The following is a 15,849-nucleotide window of genomic DNA, read 5'->3' as shown; positions in this document are numbered from 1 at the left end:
CGGCCCCGACCGCCGCGGCCAGTGGGGCGACCATCGTGGTGGGGAACGTCGATGCGGCCGCCACTGCGGGAACCGGCCGGATCGATCCCTCCGGGCAGGTGCTGTCGCTGATCCTTCGGGGCCGCGCCTCGGCGCGGCCCCGAAGGACGCTTCAGCCGATCACACCCAACGCCCGGTGCAGGACCGGTTCGACGCGCAGCCGGCCACCGTCCCGGTCAAGCGCCTGCAGTGTCTCCAGGCACACCACCGCCCATCGCGCGTCGTCCGCGTCGCAGCCCGCGAGTTCTACGGCGGCCACGCAGTCGGCGTCCGGATTCCAGCCGGTGCCCAGCTGTTCGACGACCGCCCGGTAGCCGGTCCCCGCCGCGTCGTCCTCGAGGACTCCCACCGCATCCACGAAGTCCTGGGCTCCCTCCTTGCGCTCGAGCCACTGCTCCAGCTCGTCCAGTGCCCGCTCCTGGTCCTGGTGGCGGCTGCGCAGTTCGAGAGCCTTGTCCAGCAGGACCGGCCAGCCACCGGTGAGCCCCGCCAGTCGGGCCAGCCTCGCCTCGGCCTCGTAAGCGCTGTGGTACTGGGTCCAGTCCCGCAGCGCCCGCTGGTCGTAGCGGCGCAGCACCACCGCGGTGTCCACTTCACCGGTCCGGCCCGTCTCGGGAACGTTCAGCAGGTCTCGCCAGAAGCCGAGCTGGCCGACGCCCGACACCAGGACCACCGACCGGCCGGCCTCGGCAGCGGAGGGCTCGACGGCCGTGGCCTGTTCCAGGGACTCGCGGCAGGACTTGTCGCTGCTGCACGTGAGGTCGCTGATGAGCAGCCGGCGCTCGCCGGCCCGCCCGGCGGCGAGCTCCCTGCGGAAGGTGTTCGCGTTGCCGATCGGCGGCAGCGTCCAGCCCGCCACACGGCCGGTGGCGTCGCGGAGAGTGCGTTCCACGTCGCCGATGCCCGTCGCCCGCGTACCGAGCACGACCCGCACCTGGTTGCCGCCGTCACCGAGCAGACGGTCGATCTGGCTGATGGTGAGGGGTGCGGAGCGCCTGCCGTCGTCGAGCCCCGGGCGGCTCTCCTGTACGGCCGCCTCCTCCAGACGCGACTCCCGCTCGGCGCCGAGCAGCCGTGCCTCGATCTCCTGGGCGGTCCCGATCATGCGCAGGGCGTTCGGGCCCCGCAGATGCCAGCCCTGGCCGTCATGGTTCGGTGCCAGGACCCCGAGGCCGACCATCTCCTGCAGGTAGGCGCGGAACCCTTCGGTGTCCAGCTTGTCGAAGCCCTGCGGCCACCAGCCGGCGCACTCGTCACGCAGTTCCCGGTCGCTCAGCCGGGTCTCCAGGCCGTTGTCCCTGGCGTGCTGGGCAAGCACGTTGGCGACGACGTTGTAGCGGTCGTCCAGGGCAAGGGTGTCCTTGAACGCGGCAGTGATGTCCGAGCGGAGCGAGGCGTCCTGCTCCACGGCCTCCACATCGCCCGCCTCGATCGTGTACGGGGGAGGCGCGAGCGGCTGCCGCTCCCGCTTGTGCTGCATGACCTGCACCATCCGGCTTCCGAAAATCTGCAGGAGGAAGGGCTGGTACGAGCAGAATCCCAGCACCCGGTTAACGAGGTCGACATCGGCGAACTCGAAGCCGAGAGCCCGCATCGGATGGGTGATCAGGTCCGCGGCGAACTGCGGGGTGAGCGGCCCCACGACTGTCGGTGTCTGCGCGAGGTGGCTGAACGGGCTGTTCCTGGCCAGGCGGGTGAACCTCTGCACGGAGTGCAGACCGGCGAACACGACCTTCGCCCGGCCGCGAGAGTCCTCGCCCAGGCCGCGCAGTCGGCGGGTTTCCGTGCAGTCGGGCACATCGGCCTCGAAGAAGCGGTCGCACTCGTCGAGGAGGATGAGCAGTCGCCGGTCGGGGTCCTGGGCCAGCCACTCGGCGATGCCGTTTGTGACTCGCTGCCAGGGTTCCGGACGCGGACCCTTGCGGCGGGGCTCCGCCAGCACGCCTTCCCTCGTCAGCTCCTGGTCCAGGGTGGTCCAGATCGCTGCGGCCCCGAGCGCTGTTCCCTTGCCGATGCCGATCGTGTCGAGGTTCAGGTACAGCTTGCGGTGCGCTCCGGGCCGCTGGTCCACGAACCGGTCGCCGGCGTCGGCCAGCAGCGCCGACTTGCCCAGGCCCCGGCCGCCGTAGAGGATCTGCGTGCCGGCCGGGTCGAGGATGCTCTTGCGTTCCCGGTCGCGCCCGTAGAACATCTCACGGCCGATCTGGCCCCGCTTCTCCTTGATGTAGGGGTTCACCCCGGAGAACGGCAGCAGCGTCTCGGTCGCGGCGTCCACCCGGCGGTTGCCGTGCGCGGCGAGGTAGGCGAGCGCGGCGTCGTCGACGATCAAAATGGGTTTGGTGCCCTGTGAGGCGGCGGCGAGTTCGGTGCGCGTCCGGCTGTCGAGCGTACCGAAGTGCACGACGAGCAGACTGGACTCGTAGGAGTCCTGTTGGATGCGGCTGATCAGCAGTTGCGCCGCCGGGCTGTCCCAGATCAGCAGCGCGCGCAGTTTGTTGCCGCGGTCCTTGATCTGCGATCCGAAGGCGGGGGCCCAGGCCCGCCCGGTGACCTGTGTCTCGGTGAGCTCGAAGAACCGGAAGTCCTTGCTGCGCGGCAGGTCGTTCAGGGGACGGGCCCGCCGTGCCTCGAAGCCGAGCAGGGAGAGCGCCGGGGTCAGGTCCTCTCGCGGGTTGATGTTGACCCGGTCGCGGGCGGAAGCGAGCTTGGTCCACCGTTCGAGGGCGTCGGCGGCACGGTCGGCCTCGCCTTCCGACAGGGTTGAGTAGTCCAGTACCGCGGCGGCGCCGTGCCGGGTGCGGGAGCGGACGGCCCGGATCAGCTCCGGAGTGATACCGCCGGGCAGAGCGTCGGGCACGGTCGGGAAGAACGACTCCAGGTGCGAGTCCTCGGACCTGATCTCGGGTACCGGTTCTCCGAGTTCGAGGAAGTAGACCAGCTCGGCCGCCGTCGCGAGGCTGTCGGTGTCCAGATTGCGCAGGACGCGCTCGCGGTCGTCGCCGCTGACGTCGGTCAGCGCCGCGAGCCGGGCCCGCAGCTGGTCCGCGGCCTCCTTGCGGTAGTACGGCAGGAGTTCGGCCAACCGGTCCAGGTTGCCCCGGATCACCGACAACTCGCGGGGATGGCCGCTCTCGGTCCGCGGCGCGGCGTCCGCGAGAAGCTCCTGGAGGTTGACGTCCTGTTCATCGGTCAGTGCGCCGTCCGCCTGAGCGCGGCGCAGGTCCGCCCCGAGCGACCGGGCCTGCTCGGCGAGCAGACCGTGTCGTTCCTGTTCCATGCGTGCGAGGCGGGAAAGCCGGTCGCCGGAGAGATCGAGTCCGTGGGCCGCTGGGAGTACACCCTGTTCGGCCAGGGACAGGATGCTCCGCACGGCCGCGAATCCGTCCCGCGCGATCTGGAATCCGATCGCGTCCTCCCACGTCCGGTCGACCGTGTCCCGTAGTGCGGCCGCCGTCGGGGCGCTGTCGGGCCAGTCGGGCGACTTGTAGAGCTCGACGTCCAGCAGCGCGAGGACGTCGGCGTCCGCCCCGTGACCCGTGGAAGGGGCTCCGGATTCCAGCTCGTCGAAGATCGTTCGGAACATGGCGCCGGACGCGTGGGCGGCCGCCCTCGCCAAGGGGCGGGTGCTGCCGCCGGCGGACGTCAGGTCGTTCATGGCCCCCTTGCGCAGTGCCAGGAGGGACTGCCGCAGGTCGGCCACCGATTCCGCGGCCCAGGCGGTCTCCTGGGAGCGGGTGGCTCCCAGCTCCCGTTTGGCGGTGCGCCAGTCCCACACGGCAGTACGCACGCGCACCACGAACTGCCGGACGTTGTTTCGTCCGGAACCGTGGATGGCCTGCCCGCCGGTGCCGCGCAGTACTGCGTCCATCCGGTCGATCTCGGCCTCGATCTCCGTGGGGCGGTCGAGCTGCTTCAGCAGGACGTCCGCGCGTTCCTCCGCGTCCGCGGCACCGTTCACGACTGCTGTCAGCACACCGCCGAAGAGACCGTTCGGCATCAGCCACTGCTTCGCCATCCGGGAAGCGCGCTGGAAGCGCATTCTCGGCGCGACGAGTTGGGACCGGCATGCCTCGACCGCCTCCAGCAGACGGCCCTCGGTCTCCGAGGCGTCCGCGACCACGGTGTGCAGCGGTGCGAGGAGCAGCGCACTGTTCAGGGTGCGCTCCGCCACCTCGGCCGCCACCTGCTGCAAGGTCTCCGGCAGGTGCTGGGCCAGTGCTCGCAGGTGCGCACCGACGACGGGCGCCCCGGTCGCCAGCGCCGCCTTCACCAGGACGGACAGCTGGAGCACTTCGAGACCGCCGGCGGCGGTGCCCTTCTTTGTGTCCCACTCACGCAGGGTTTCCTCGACGAACCGTGCTGCTCGCTCGGACTGCGGGGTGAGCAGCAGGGACGCGGCGCCCAGGCGCAGCGCGGCGGTCTCGGTCTCGGGCCGGCCGGCGGCCGTCGACATGTGTGCGGCAAGCCCGAAGCGGTTCTCGACGACGAGGCGGGCAAGTGTCGTCTCGATGTCGTTCGGCGCGGCGCCCGTCCCGGAGTCCGTGCCGATCTCAGCATCGACGTCCGTACCGGAATCCTCGAACGCGGCGGACGGTTCGGACCGCGGTTCTGCCACCTCGACGACGGACGAGACCCGTTGGTCCTCGTGGGTGGCTTCCGAGGTCGTGCACCGGCTCTCGCTCGCCGGCTCGTCGGCTTCACCGTCCGGCACGCGGGGGTGAAGCTCTTCCGACGAGTCCTGGGCCGACACGCCTTCCCGCGGGTCCGGTCTCCCGGCCGGTGTCTCGGTCTTCGCGCTGGCGGTGCTGTCCGGCGTCTTCGTCGTGATCTGGTCGTACAGGACCGCCGCCAGCGCGTAGGGAGGATGCGCCATCGACAGTTGCTGCTGGACGTCGACGATCGTCTGCAACTCATCAGGAGACGACCGCAGTTCGACGAGGCGCACCAGTAGCGAGAGGAAGTGCGCGCAGGCGGCTTCGGGTTCGCCCCACTCGCCCTTCGCGAGAAGCCCTTCGGCGCGCGCTCTCGCGTCCGCGACGACAGCGGCGATCGCGCTGTCCGGCGGACAGTCGAACGTGAGCACCGTCGCAACCGCTCGGCGAGCGCGATCGTTCTCCTCGTTCTTCCGGGTGACAGAGCGGTACGTCTCGATCGCCGCGGACAGTTCGGACAGTCGGTCGGCGACGCCCGTCACACCGGCACCCGTGAGCGCGTGCTGCGCATGAGCGAAGGCCGGGGCGACCGCGGCAAGCGATGCCAGGTCGGTCGCGGCGGGCGGGCTCCCGTCCTCCAGGCAGATCCTCACACGTTCGACAGCGTCCCGTGCCTCGTCGACGAAGCGCTGCAACTCCTCCTCGGCGGCGGTGAGCACGGCGAGTGTGTCCTGCTCGCCGCCCTGTTCCTGTCGGTCCGCGGCGGCCTTCTGGCGTGAAGCGTCCTGGGACTGCCGCGGTAGCGGAACGGCCGCCGAGCGCTCCGCTTCCTTCTCGGCCGCCGCCGTGTGCGGACGGAGGGCGAGACCGAGGGTGAAACCAGGGCTCGCCGCTGTCACCGCCCGGGCGGTCGCATACGCCGCGTCACGGGCCCGAGGGTCCGCTTCGACCCCGAACCAGTCCTGCTCCGCGGCCCGGACCAACAGGTGTGCGTCGAACACGGAAGCCTGGAGATTGGAGAACAGGGCCAAGCGCAGAAGACGCGCGCCCCATCGATCGGCGGCCCTCTTCTCGACTCGTCCGGTCGTGTCCTCGGCAGCCTCACGCACGAGATCGTCCATGATCCGGGCGGTGAGATGAGCGCCGGCGTGCCGACGGCCTGCGCCCGACTCCTGCCGCTGCGCCCGCTTGAGGACCTGCTCGCTCAGCACTCTGCCGAAGTTGCGCGGCTCGATCTTGCGGAAGCCGAGGGCTCGCATGATGGCCTGGCGATCCTTGGGACCGAGGGAGTTGAGCGCCAGTTCCGTCTCTTCGACGGTGAGCGCGTCCATCGTGGTGTCCAGGACCGGACCGAGTGCCTGGAGTGCGGCTGCCAGCTCCTTGAGCCCTTCGATCGGGGTGCCCGGCGGCGACAGCGGTGGCCCTGCGACCACCTGATAACTGAGTGTCATTCGTACCGGCCTTCTGTCGGTGCGCGTGCGGTGTGATGTGGGGTCTGCGGAAGACGACGGGGTCTTCGGAAATCGGGAAAAGGTCAGCGTCGGCGTGAGTGGGGGGTGACGAAGGTGTAGCCGGCGGGCAGGTCCCAGCCGTCCGCCTTGCCCACATGGCGGCAGTGTTCTCGGTAGAGCTCCCGCTGCAGGTCGTTCGGTTCCGAGCCGGCGGGCAGCCGCCGGAGGAAGCCGTTGACGAAGTGCTCGACGCCCGTGCCGTACGTGCCAAGGCCGCCTGCCACCCCGGGGCGCGACACGACCACCGGGTTCGGTTCGTAGCCGAGCAAAGGAATCGGGGGCTCGCCGTCGCGCGGCGGGTGGTGCGGTTCACCGTCCGCACCGCGGCTTCCGGTCGCGGCATACAGCTGGTTCTCGGCGAGGAGCCGGGCCACAGCCTGCTCGAGCGCGACGACCTGATGTGCTGCCGGAACAGTTCCGTAAACGCCCCTCGGCAGTGCGCCTCTGTCGAACAGGGCGTGCCCATCGGTGGTGAGCAGGCCGAAGCGTCGAACGGTACGCAGGACGAGGCGACTGGTGTCGAGCCCTTCGGACGAGTCGCCGTTCCGGCTGCTGCCGGGGGCGCTCTCGCGGGTGAGGACCTGGGGGTCGTAGCGGTGGCCGACGAGTTGTCCGTCGATCTCGACGGGGTCCTCGAGCTCGACCGTGGAGAGCCGGAAGGTCGTTCCGCCTCGCGGCCATTGGACTTGGACGCGCAGCCCGGGGAAGACGTCGGTGGGCCATCGGACGCCCGTGAACATGCCGACTTCCTGAGCCAGGTCGAGGACGACCTGCTGGATCTCCTCGCTCGGGTCCGTGAGGCCACCGGGGTGGCTGAGTTCCAGCCGCGCCATGATGGAGTCCTTCCCGTTCCGCCGGAGACCGTCACGAACCACGCGGTGCAAGGGCAGACGGCCATACATGAGATGCGTGAGGCGGAGCGGCACCTGCCAGGAGATCTCACTGTCGTCGATGCGCAGGCTGTGTGCCCCGCCAATCCGATCGTCGTCGGCGAGCGGGGCGTCAACGGGCTCGGCGTCGAGTACGGACTGTGCGGATTCGGCGGCCGGGGCTGCTGGGGGCGGGGCGACGGTGTCCCGCCCGCCTCTGCCCGCCCGGCTGAGCGGATCGCTGCCGTCCGCCTCATCGGAGCCGGGGTGGTGGGATCGCCAGATGCCACCGTTCTCGAAGTCGTCATCGAGGGTGATCTGTACGCCGTTCCCGGTGCGCACGCCGTTGTCCGATTCTCCTCGCACCACGTCCGCCACCGCGAGGTTGGCCCGGCATACAGCGACTGCGTAGCCCACGCCGGTCAGCAGGGGTCCGGAGCCTTGCACACAGCGCAGCCAAGGGCCGATCGCCGTGTACGCGGTCCGTGAGGTCGACAAGCCGTGACGGCGGCGTGCGGCCGGCGCCACGCAGCGTTCCAACGACCCGGTGAGGGCATGCAGGTCCGCTCCGCCCAGCGGACCGTCGTCGCGAAGCGCGTTCCCGATGCGCGTGCGCGTCAGCGCGTAGGGGCCCCAGTGCCGGAGCGCTTCGCTGGTGCGCAGGGTGTGGTCCACCGTGTCGAGCAGTCCGGTCAATGCCGCCTGCAGACGCTCCCGTTCGGTGCCGCCCGCGAGCTGGACGACGGACACGGGTACGAGTGGGCTGAGGAGGGAGTCCCGCTGGCTTGTGAGCAGATGGATGACGAAGGCCGCTGTGCCGGAATGCCCTGCTTCCTTCGGCGTGACGTACCGGGCGTCCACGACGACGTGCCCGTCTTCGTTCAGCCACTTCCGGCGCGCACGGAACCTCTTCAGTTTGGCGTCGCTGAGCTGAAGCGCGGGGCCGAAGGCGGTTAGATCGGGGACGAGAAGTTCACTGCGCAGTGTGCCTGGATTCCCATTGCTCTCGTCCGATCCGCCCGCCATCGCAGGCACTCCAGACACCCAGGGCGGGACCTCGATGTCCTCGTCGGCACGATGCCGCCCCTCCTTGTAGACGATCTCGGCGTACAGCGGGTCGGATCCGGTTTCAATGCGGGCCAGCGATCCGACCGGGAGGGCCGCTGACTCGCCGCCAAATGCCAGCGTCGGGAAGGCATCGAGGTCGAAGGGGCCGTTTCCGTAGCCCTCGCCGCCTATCTCGTACCCGAAGTAGGCAGCGTTGAACGCGACTGCCGTGTGCACCGGTCCCAGACGGTCGCTGACGACCGCCTCCAGGTACAGGCGAAGCCGGTCGATCTCCGCCGGCGGTACGGCTCGGTGGCCGCCCGTCATGGCCGGAGTGAGCACAGGATCGTCCTCGTACGGCCGCCAGACGTCGGCTTCTGGGGTGCTCAGGTGCCGCGGCTCGACACCGGCGGTGAAATCGCCGGCAGGGTCGGGGACCGACCATCCGGCTTCAGAGACGTGCCACTCTCCGTCCAAGGCCCCTCCCCCACAACGCGCGTTGTGCGCCCGCGCCTGTCTGTCGGGCAACAGGACCAGCCGAACCCCACATGCCGATCACCCGATGACCTCAAGTATGAGGATCAACTTGAGCGAAAGCAACGTCAAACACATATTCCATTGTGGACGTCGGGTTATGCACCCTCCGGTGCTTCACGGTGCACCGGGACGACTGCGCATTGCCTCGAGCAGGCCGCTCCTGTCCGCGCGCGTCGGCCTCCGTAGACCTCCGCCGCAAGCCTCCAGGGATTCGACCGATGTGAACCCGCTCCCGCAGCAGCGGATCGACACGAGGCATCAGACGCAGCGACCAACCCGGGTTCAGGCACGTCCGGTTGGCCTTTGATCATCGGCCCCATAGGTCACCCGAGCACGCGGTACTGTGCGCCCGGAAGCTGACATACCCGGTTTGCGACACCACATCCGGAGGTTCCTGAAAATTTTGCGACTCATGGACGACCTGACACTGAAGCAGGACTCTGCGCTGACCTCGACGTCGGGTACGACATGCAAAGGCGAGGCTGCCGACGGATCCGCCGTCGAGTGGGTCATATGCGTCCCGGGACGGCCTCGACTGACCATTCGCGACACTCAATGGGACAACGGTGAACGGGACATCGTCCTCTATCAGCCCACGCTGGTGCCGGAGATCCCCGCTGTGCTGTCCAATCTGCACAACCGCCTCCGCGTAGGAGTGGAGCCGGTCGCCGGTGCGTCGCCCGCCGCACTGCGCGTCATGGCCTACCCCGTGTGGACGGACGGCGACCGGCCACGGATCAAGAAGTCCCTGACGACCGCGGACCTTGCGGCCCGCTGCGGCCTCCCCGGACTGCGGGTGCTCGTGGCGCGCAGCGGTGTCACCATCGAGGGAGAGGTCGGCCGGTCAGGCGCCTTCGTGCGCTGCGATCTGGAGGATCCCCAGACTGAGCAACGCCTTCAGCACCGCATCCGCTTCCCGGCCGACGACGGCGACATACCCGTGATCGCCTTCACTCACCTCCGCGTTACCCCAGTCCTCCGCCATATAGGCTGGCTGCCTGCGAATGCCGCCTGAAAGCTCGGGCCGGAGTGCCTCTGTCGGGCGCAGTCCGGTCGACAGGCGGTAGCTCTGTGCGACGGAGGCTCGTACGGCGGCCAGGATGCGGTCCGCCTGCTTGGGCCCGGGGGAACTAGTGGGCGCGGCGGCCCCATCGTCCGACGTCGCCCGGGTGGCCGACCTCACTCCGGCGGCTCCAGGAACCACTCCCACCCCGGGCCGTGAAGGTCCTCGTTCTCCAACCTGGGGTAGTCGTCCTGGCTGTCGTCGTCATCGCCGATGTAAAGCACATGAACGTCGTCGAACGTCCAGTGTTGTACAACGCCGCAAGGCAGGCGCAGTTGCACCTCGAACACGTCAGCACTACCAGGATGGCCGTATAGGCACGGCTCGTTCTGCGGCCCGGGATGTCCGTCGGACTCGAGCCCCGGGACAACGGTGAGCGCCATCGACTCCCAGTCGACGGCGGAATGGCCGACGGAGACAAAATGGCCGGACTCCAGAATTTCCTCGACAGCCATCGAGATCAGCTGCGCGATCTGCCCCGGTTCGGTGCTGAGGGAGACCGGGTCGGTGGGAAAGTCGTTGGCACGCACGACCCCCCACTGCTCTGCCTCGGTCTTGAGCAGGAACGTGCGGTCCCCGTCCGCCGTGTAGGACCTGTGGACACGAATGTGTTCCGTTTGCACTGCCGGTGCAGCCGTCGAGTCTGTTCTCTGTGCAGGCATGGGCCGCGTCTCCGGAATCCCTTGACTCCCGTCGGGACCCCTCGGCCGAACCGTAGAGATCGCTGGCGCTCGGCAAGCCCGTTCGGCTGCCGCGACGGCACGATAGCAACACGGATGCCGTGCCGAGAACCCCGACGGCGACCAATGCTCAAAACCTGCGGACCGGCCTCAGGGGGCACGCTCGTGCAGTCCACGGCGTGTACCCGAACAAGATGTTGAGCAGGGGCGGCGACACCTACGCCGGCAATTGCCGCACGCCGTCGTCGTCCATGACCTCGTACACATCTATGCGCAGGAGCCTGCGGACATGCGCCGGCACTCGTTCCGCCGCCTTGACGGACGAGGTCGGCACCACCAACGCATAGCGGGTCGTCGGGTCCTGAGTTGTCATACGGCGGAGCAGTTGGCCGTAGGCGATGTCGGCGTCGATGCCCTTCTCGCTGGTGCGGCCCTTGGCTTCGCAGATCAGCCGTTGCTCACCTCGCACAGCTTCTAGGTCGGTCCAGGGGGCGGTGGGGTCGACCGGCGTCCAGCCCTCACCGAGCAGCCACGTACGGAAGGTATCGACGATCCGGTCCTCGTCCCTGGCGCGCGCGAGGATCTTCCGTAGCGCCACCAGATCGGCCTCCTCGTTGCGGCGCAGCCGTCCACGGCCATCAGCATCGAGGTCGGCCGGGCGGATCACGATCAGCCGCAGCCCGTGCGCGGGGATCTCCGTCTCACGCCGGGCGTCGTAGAGTGCCCGCTGCTCGCCTCGGGACGCCGCTGATCGTGAGTCTGTCCGGCTTGTCGAAGTGGGGCACGGGCCGGTCGTGCTGCAACTCCCGGTACTCGACCACGAGCTGGTGCTCCGGCCAGTAGGCGTCGACGGGCAGCTTGGCGCGCCGACCACTTCCCCCAGGGTCTCCCAGCAACCAGTCGAACCTGTGCTGCGTCAGGGCGGACTCTCGAAGTATCCGGTTGCACAGACCGACGACGTACAACTCGTCGCTGTCCTCTCTCGTTCCCATGACGGCGCATCATGTCACCTCGAGATGCAGGCCGCCCTGGTACGGGGCCAGTCCGTCAGCGGCTCACGGCAGTCGGTGCAGGCCTGGTGCGATCACCCGCTTGTCAGCGGCGTGAGCTTCCATGGGCAACACAGCAGTTCACGATGTCGCCACAGCGCTGCCCTCTACGACGTACGGTGAAGGGAGTCGGGCCGAAGACCATCGACTACATCAGCAGCCTCGTCGGCCGTTCGCACGTCGCCGTCGACGTACATCTGCGCACCTTCGCTGCAAATGCCCGCGTCCCGGGCCTCACCCACGAGCAACTACGAGCCGCATACGCGCTGGCCGCAGCACTTCTCGGGCATGACAGCAGCGTGCTTCGAGCATGCCGTCTGGCGGTATGGGTCGGGGGCCGTGTAGTGACCGCCTCCGCACCCAGCCGCTGACCGTGTCGGCAGCCCGTCACACCGCCGCCGGCTGCCGCTGCCGGTCCCCCATCAGCTCGTGCAGTTTCGCCCGTGTCTCCGCGTCGGTCGAGTAGACGACGGTGCCGACCATACCGCGGGTGAGCAGGACCTTGTAGGTGTTGCGGATCAGGCGGTCGACGTCGTCGTCCGAGGTGGACCTTTTGAAGACCGGGTCCTTGGACTCCGTCCGGTCGGTAACCCACTTGTCGCCGCGCCACACCAGGTCCGGGCCGAGGATCACACCGGACCAGTCGTACTCGAAGCCCTGCGCCGTGTAGACGCAGCCGACCTGGCCGAAGCCGGTCGGGTCGGTGGCCCACAGGGCCGACGGCGGGGCTCCCGAGACGGCACGGTCGCCGCGCAGGTTCCAGGGGCGGGCCCAGTCACCGATGACGACGTCGGGCGGCAGCGGTTCTCCGGGCTTGGGCTCCGGGGACCAGCGCCAGCAGTAGCCGGCGGACATACGGGCTCCGTAGCCCTGAGTGCGACGGGCTTCGAGGAACGCCTCCATCTCCTGCGGACTGTCGGCGACCAGCAGTTGCATGCGGCCGTCCGGTTCCCAGGTGACCGGCCCTCCGGACTCGAGGCCGAGAAGCCGGACCACCCAGCGCAGATACGCGTCGCTGCCGCCGCAGCGGAACTGGCTGTCCAGCGGGACGACGTGGCACGGGATGCCCCGCCTCGTCGCCGCCTCCTTGATGTCGGCGACGGTGCCCATTTCGCCGGGTCGCACGACCTGGTGCTCGTCGAGGAAGAAGACGGGCACGTAGGCGACGTCGATGAGTTCGTCGATCTGCGCCCTGCCGGTGCGCAGTCCGGCGCGGGTGAATCGGTTGGCCGAGGTCTCCCTGATGCGGTGGGCCTCGTCGCAGATCAGGGCGCCCAGGGTGTTCTTCTCGGCCGTCATGAAGCTGTTGAAGTACTTGAAGAGGTCCTGCACTTCGCGCTTGCGAGCCCCGGCGACCTTCCGCATCGTCTTGGTGAAGGACTGCGATCCGGTGGCGTGCAGCGCCGGTACGCCACGGCGGTAGAGCTCGCCGAGCAGTTGGAGGGCGATGACGCTCTTGCCTGTGCCGGGGCCGCCCGTGACGATGACGACTTCCTTGCGGTCGGCGCTCTTCGCCTTCTGGACGGCGTTGAGCACCATGCGATACGCCACCTGCTGCTCGTCGAGAAGCACGAACTGCGTGCGCTCGCGCACCTCTTCGGCGGCCACGGACATCAGCTGCTTCGACGGCACCGCCACTCCGTCGCACAGTTCGTCCGCCGCCCGCGCCCCGGGGTGTTCGGCGCTCAGCAGAGTGCGGAGGTGGTCGATGAAGGCACCGCGGCGCTCACCGGTGAAGAGCAGGCCTCGGATGTCGCGCTCGATCTCGCGAAGTCCGCTCACCCCGAACTCGGTGGCGTTGTGCAGGAAGGCCACACCGTTGACTCGCCCACTGTGGTCGGCCACCGCGCCGTTGAAGTTGACCAGGTACTCGCAGTAGCGGCGCACCTGTTCGATCGGGTTGAGGACGGGGTGGGCGTAGGCATCGACATGGCACAGGGTCGGATCGTCCTCGTGCGGGAGCGCCTGGCTCCACTGCTTCAGCTCCACCACCACGTACGACGGTTCCCCCGTGACCGGATGCACCCCGGCGAGCACGACGTCGGCGCGCTTGCTGTTCAGCGGGAGCGCGTATTCCAGCATCATCTCCACATCGCCCAGACCCGCGTCGTTGAGCGCGGCGGCCAGGACAGGAATGCTGCGCTCCCAGGAGCGCACTTCGGAGGCGCCGGGTCGGTAGCCGTGCATATGGACGAACCGCTCGGTCAGGTGCAGGAACAGCGAACTGTCCATTGCCCTGGCCGCGACCGATGTGGCAGACCCACGGAACAACAAGGACTTCCCCCAGGCAGCACGAAGTGACTCGTGCGGGTGGGGGCATGTCCTTCGTGACTCCACCGGGGTGGAGCGGAAGCCCGTCGGGCCGCGATGACGATGTGATCAAGAATAGCTGTGCGACAGGTGATGAGCCGAGGATTCGGCGGGGCCGCTTCTCGCCTCGGGCTGGAGGCGGCCCCGTGAGGCGTCAGGAAGCTCGGGTGCTCGCCCGCCACTCCGGTGCGTCCGGCTCCTCGTGGAACTCCAGGAGGTGCTGGCCGGCGTGGCGGGCGAGGGCGTCGCGCACTTCGGCCGGGGTGGCGTGGAAGAACTCGCGGCGGGCGTTGACCCGGTTGACGCGGCGGGACTCGAAGTCCTGATGGAGGGCCCGTTCGAGGCTCACCGCGTCGTCGCTGTAGATCAGCACGTGCACATCGAAGCGGAACGGGACGGAGGCGTCGCCGAGTTCGTTGACGCGGTCCATGGGGTCGAGGCGGCGGGTGAGGCCGATCTTGACCATGGATTCGCCGAAGGCTCCGATGTTGGAGATGACGTAGACGTAGCCGGCCCGGCGGTTGGCCTCGCGCTGGTTGATCACCTCCTCCGCCGCTTCGAGGTCCCCGAGCTTTCGCTCCAGCTCCGCGATCTGGGCCGGGTCGGACTGGCCCGCGGCCCGCGCCCGGTTCAGCGCCAGGACCAGGCGGTTGCGCTCCTTGTCGAGGCGCTCCCGTTCACGGGCGATCTCGCGCTCCAGGCGCTCCTCCTCCCGCTGCTGCGCGCGCTGTTCGCGGCGCTGTTCCTTCTCGTACTCCTGCTTCGCCAGGTGGTCCGCGGTCAGCTCCAGCTCGCGCACCCGGGATCGGTGGTACTCGTCGGTGACCCGGATCTGCATCGTCTTGCCGAGGCGGGCGATGGTCTCTCGGGACTTGTCGAGCCGGTCGACGAGCGAGGCCAGCCGGTGCGGCCTCATGCCGCGCACGGCGGCGTCGGCCTCGGCGTTGTAGGCACGCAGCATCAGCTTGGAGAAGTCGCGCACCATGCGGCGGCCCTCGGCGGCGGAGCCGTTCACCGTCCATTCGGTCACACCGACGACGGCACGGCCGTTCTTGGTGAGCAGCTTGTACTTGTCTTTGATCCGGTCCAGCTCCGCCTTGTAGGCGACGGCGTCGGCGAGCGGATGGCGGTACTCGTAGACGCCGGCCTCCTGGAGCAGGGCCAGTTCGTCGGTGACGACCAGGCCGCTGCGCGCGGCGTCGAGGCGGCGCTCGGCCTCCTGAGCCTGGGTCTCCAGCTCGTGGTGGCGCTGTCGGACCCCCTGGAGTTCGGATTCGGCTCGCCGGGCGGCTGCCTCCACCTTGGTGTCGAGCAGGGCGTCGATCCGCTCGACTTCGGCGAGGCGCTCGGCGTGGGTACGGCGCAGGCGCTCCGTCTCCTGGACGAGCCGGGCGGCGTCGGCGCCGGCGAGGGACGTCAGTTCGGCGACGAGCCGCTGGTTCTCGGCCTGCACGGCGGCGGCGTCGGCCGCTGCCGCTGCGAGATCACCGGCGAGCCGTGCTGCCTCTGCCTCGGCCTGCTTGCGGCGACGACCGAAGATCCCGCCGGAGCCGGTGCCGGAGCCTGTACCTGTGCCGGAGCCTGTGCTTGTGCTTGTGCTTGTGGCCGGTCCGGTGGGCTGCTGCTGCGAACCGATGTCGGCGGGCGCTGTCGCCTGATGGGGTACGTACGGCTGCGGCGGCACCGGCGGCGCGGCCCACCCGCCGGTCGGCTGCCCCACCTGCTGCGCGTACCAGCCACGCCAGTGCCGCAGGCGGTCGCTGAAAATCTGCCCGTCCCGCTTGTCCATGCCGCTGAACTCGTTGGTGAAGCCTGCGGTCAGTACGGTGAGGGTGCCGCCGGCCCATGTCTCCGACCAGCGCGCGTCGGTGACCTCGCCGAACCCGTATGTCACGTGGCGTCGGCCTCCCCAGCCCTGGGCGCTGAAGAGCACTCGGCGGTCGGTGAGCACGAGGACGCCCATGGCACCTTCGTGCTGAGCGACGGCGAGCGCCTGGACGGTCTCGTCCGGCGTCAGCACCTCGGGGAGGCTCTTCACGGAGCTTCTGACCGCGAAGTGGGCGCCCTTGAGGGCAGTGACGGCTGCTTGCAC

Annotated in this window: 8 protein-coding genes; 1 reads left to right on the top strand and 7 read right to left on the bottom strand. The window is 69.1% G+C overall.

The features are described from left to right. Positions 1 to 151: 151 nt before the first annotated feature. Positions 152 to 6,142, bottom strand: coding sequence for a hypothetical protein (locus tag ACFYV1_RS04755; RefSeq protein ID WP_389393894.1), 5,991 nt, complete (start codon positions 6,140 to 6,142; stop codon positions 152 to 154). 83 nt (positions 6,143 to 6,225) lie between these two features. Continuing rightward, on the bottom strand, positions 6,226 to 8,595 hold the full coding sequence (locus tag ACFYV1_RS04750) for a hypothetical protein (RefSeq protein ID WP_389393893.1): 2,370 nt from the start codon (positions 8,593 to 8,595) through the stop codon (positions 6,226 to 6,228). Positions 8,596 to 9,067: 472 nt separating this feature from the next. Between ACFYV1_RS04750 and ACFYV1_RS04745 the strand changes: the two genes are divergently transcribed. After that, on the top strand, positions 9,068 to 9,670 hold the full coding sequence (locus ACFYV1_RS04745) for a hypothetical protein (RefSeq protein WP_389393892.1): 603 nt from the start codon (positions 9,068 to 9,070) through the stop codon (positions 9,668 to 9,670). 164 nt (positions 9,671 to 9,834) lie between these two features. Here ACFYV1_RS04745 and ACFYV1_RS04740 read toward each other — a convergent pair whose 3' ends face one another. The 5 genes from ACFYV1_RS04740 to ACFYV1_RS04720 all read right to left on the bottom strand — a co-directional run bounded on the left by ACFYV1_RS04740 (position 9,835) and on the right by ACFYV1_RS04720 (position 15,849). Next, on the bottom strand, positions 9,835 to 10,380 hold the full coding sequence (locus tag ACFYV1_RS04740) for a hypothetical protein (RefSeq protein ID WP_389393891.1): 546 nt from the start codon (positions 10,378 to 10,380) through the stop codon (positions 9,835 to 9,837). Between the two features lie 235 nt (positions 10,381 to 10,615). Continuing rightward, on the bottom strand, positions 10,616 to 11,065 hold the full coding sequence (locus ACFYV1_RS04735) for a hypothetical protein (protein ID WP_389393890.1): 450 nt from the start codon (positions 11,063 to 11,065) through the stop codon (positions 10,616 to 10,618). A 34-nt stretch (positions 11,066 to 11,099) separates the two neighbouring features. Then, a complete protein-coding gene (locus ACFYV1_RS04730; protein WP_389393889.1) occupies positions 11,100 to 11,390 on the bottom strand; it encodes a hypothetical protein in 291 nt (96 codons plus the stop codon). A 444-nt stretch (positions 11,391 to 11,834) separates the two neighbouring features. Then, positions 11,835 to 13,721: a DNA/RNA helicase domain-containing protein gene (locus tag ACFYV1_RS04725; RefSeq protein WP_389393888.1), complete on the bottom strand. Its 1,887-nt coding sequence runs from the start codon at positions 13,719 to 13,721 to the stop codon at positions 11,835 to 11,837. A 190-nt stretch (positions 13,722 to 13,911) separates the two neighbouring features. Further along, positions 13,912 to 15,849 (bottom strand): DUF4041 domain-containing protein, encoded by a 1,938-nt coding sequence (locus ACFYV1_RS04720; protein WP_389393887.1) that lies wholly within the window; start codon positions 15,847 to 15,849, stop codon positions 13,912 to 13,914.

This window comes from Streptomyces sp. NPDC003023 (assembly GCF_042888225.1).
Classification (GTDB): domain Bacteria; phylum Actinomycetota; class Actinomycetes; order Streptomycetales; family Streptomycetaceae; genus Streptomyces.
This window is presented reverse-complemented; position numbering and strand designations above follow the sequence as displayed.

What these genes read in the sequence shown, in the direction of transcription:
- ACFYV1_RS04740 (WP_389393891.1), bottom strand. Translation starts at nt 10,380, where the DNA reads ATGCCTGCACAGAGAACAGACTCGACGGCTGCACCGGCAGTGCAAACG.
- ACFYV1_RS04755 (WP_389393894.1), bottom strand. Translation starts at nt 6,142, where the DNA reads ATGACACTCAGTTATCAGGTGGTCGCAGGGCCACCGCTGTCGCCGCCG.
- ACFYV1_RS04745 (WP_389393892.1), top strand. Translation starts at nt 9,068, where the DNA reads ATGGACGACCTGACACTGAAGCAGGACTCTGCGCTGACCTCGACGTCG.
- ACFYV1_RS04730 (WP_389393889.1), bottom strand. Translation starts at nt 11,390, where the DNA reads ATGGGAACGAGAGAGGACAGCGACGAGTTGTACGTCGTCGGTCTGTGC.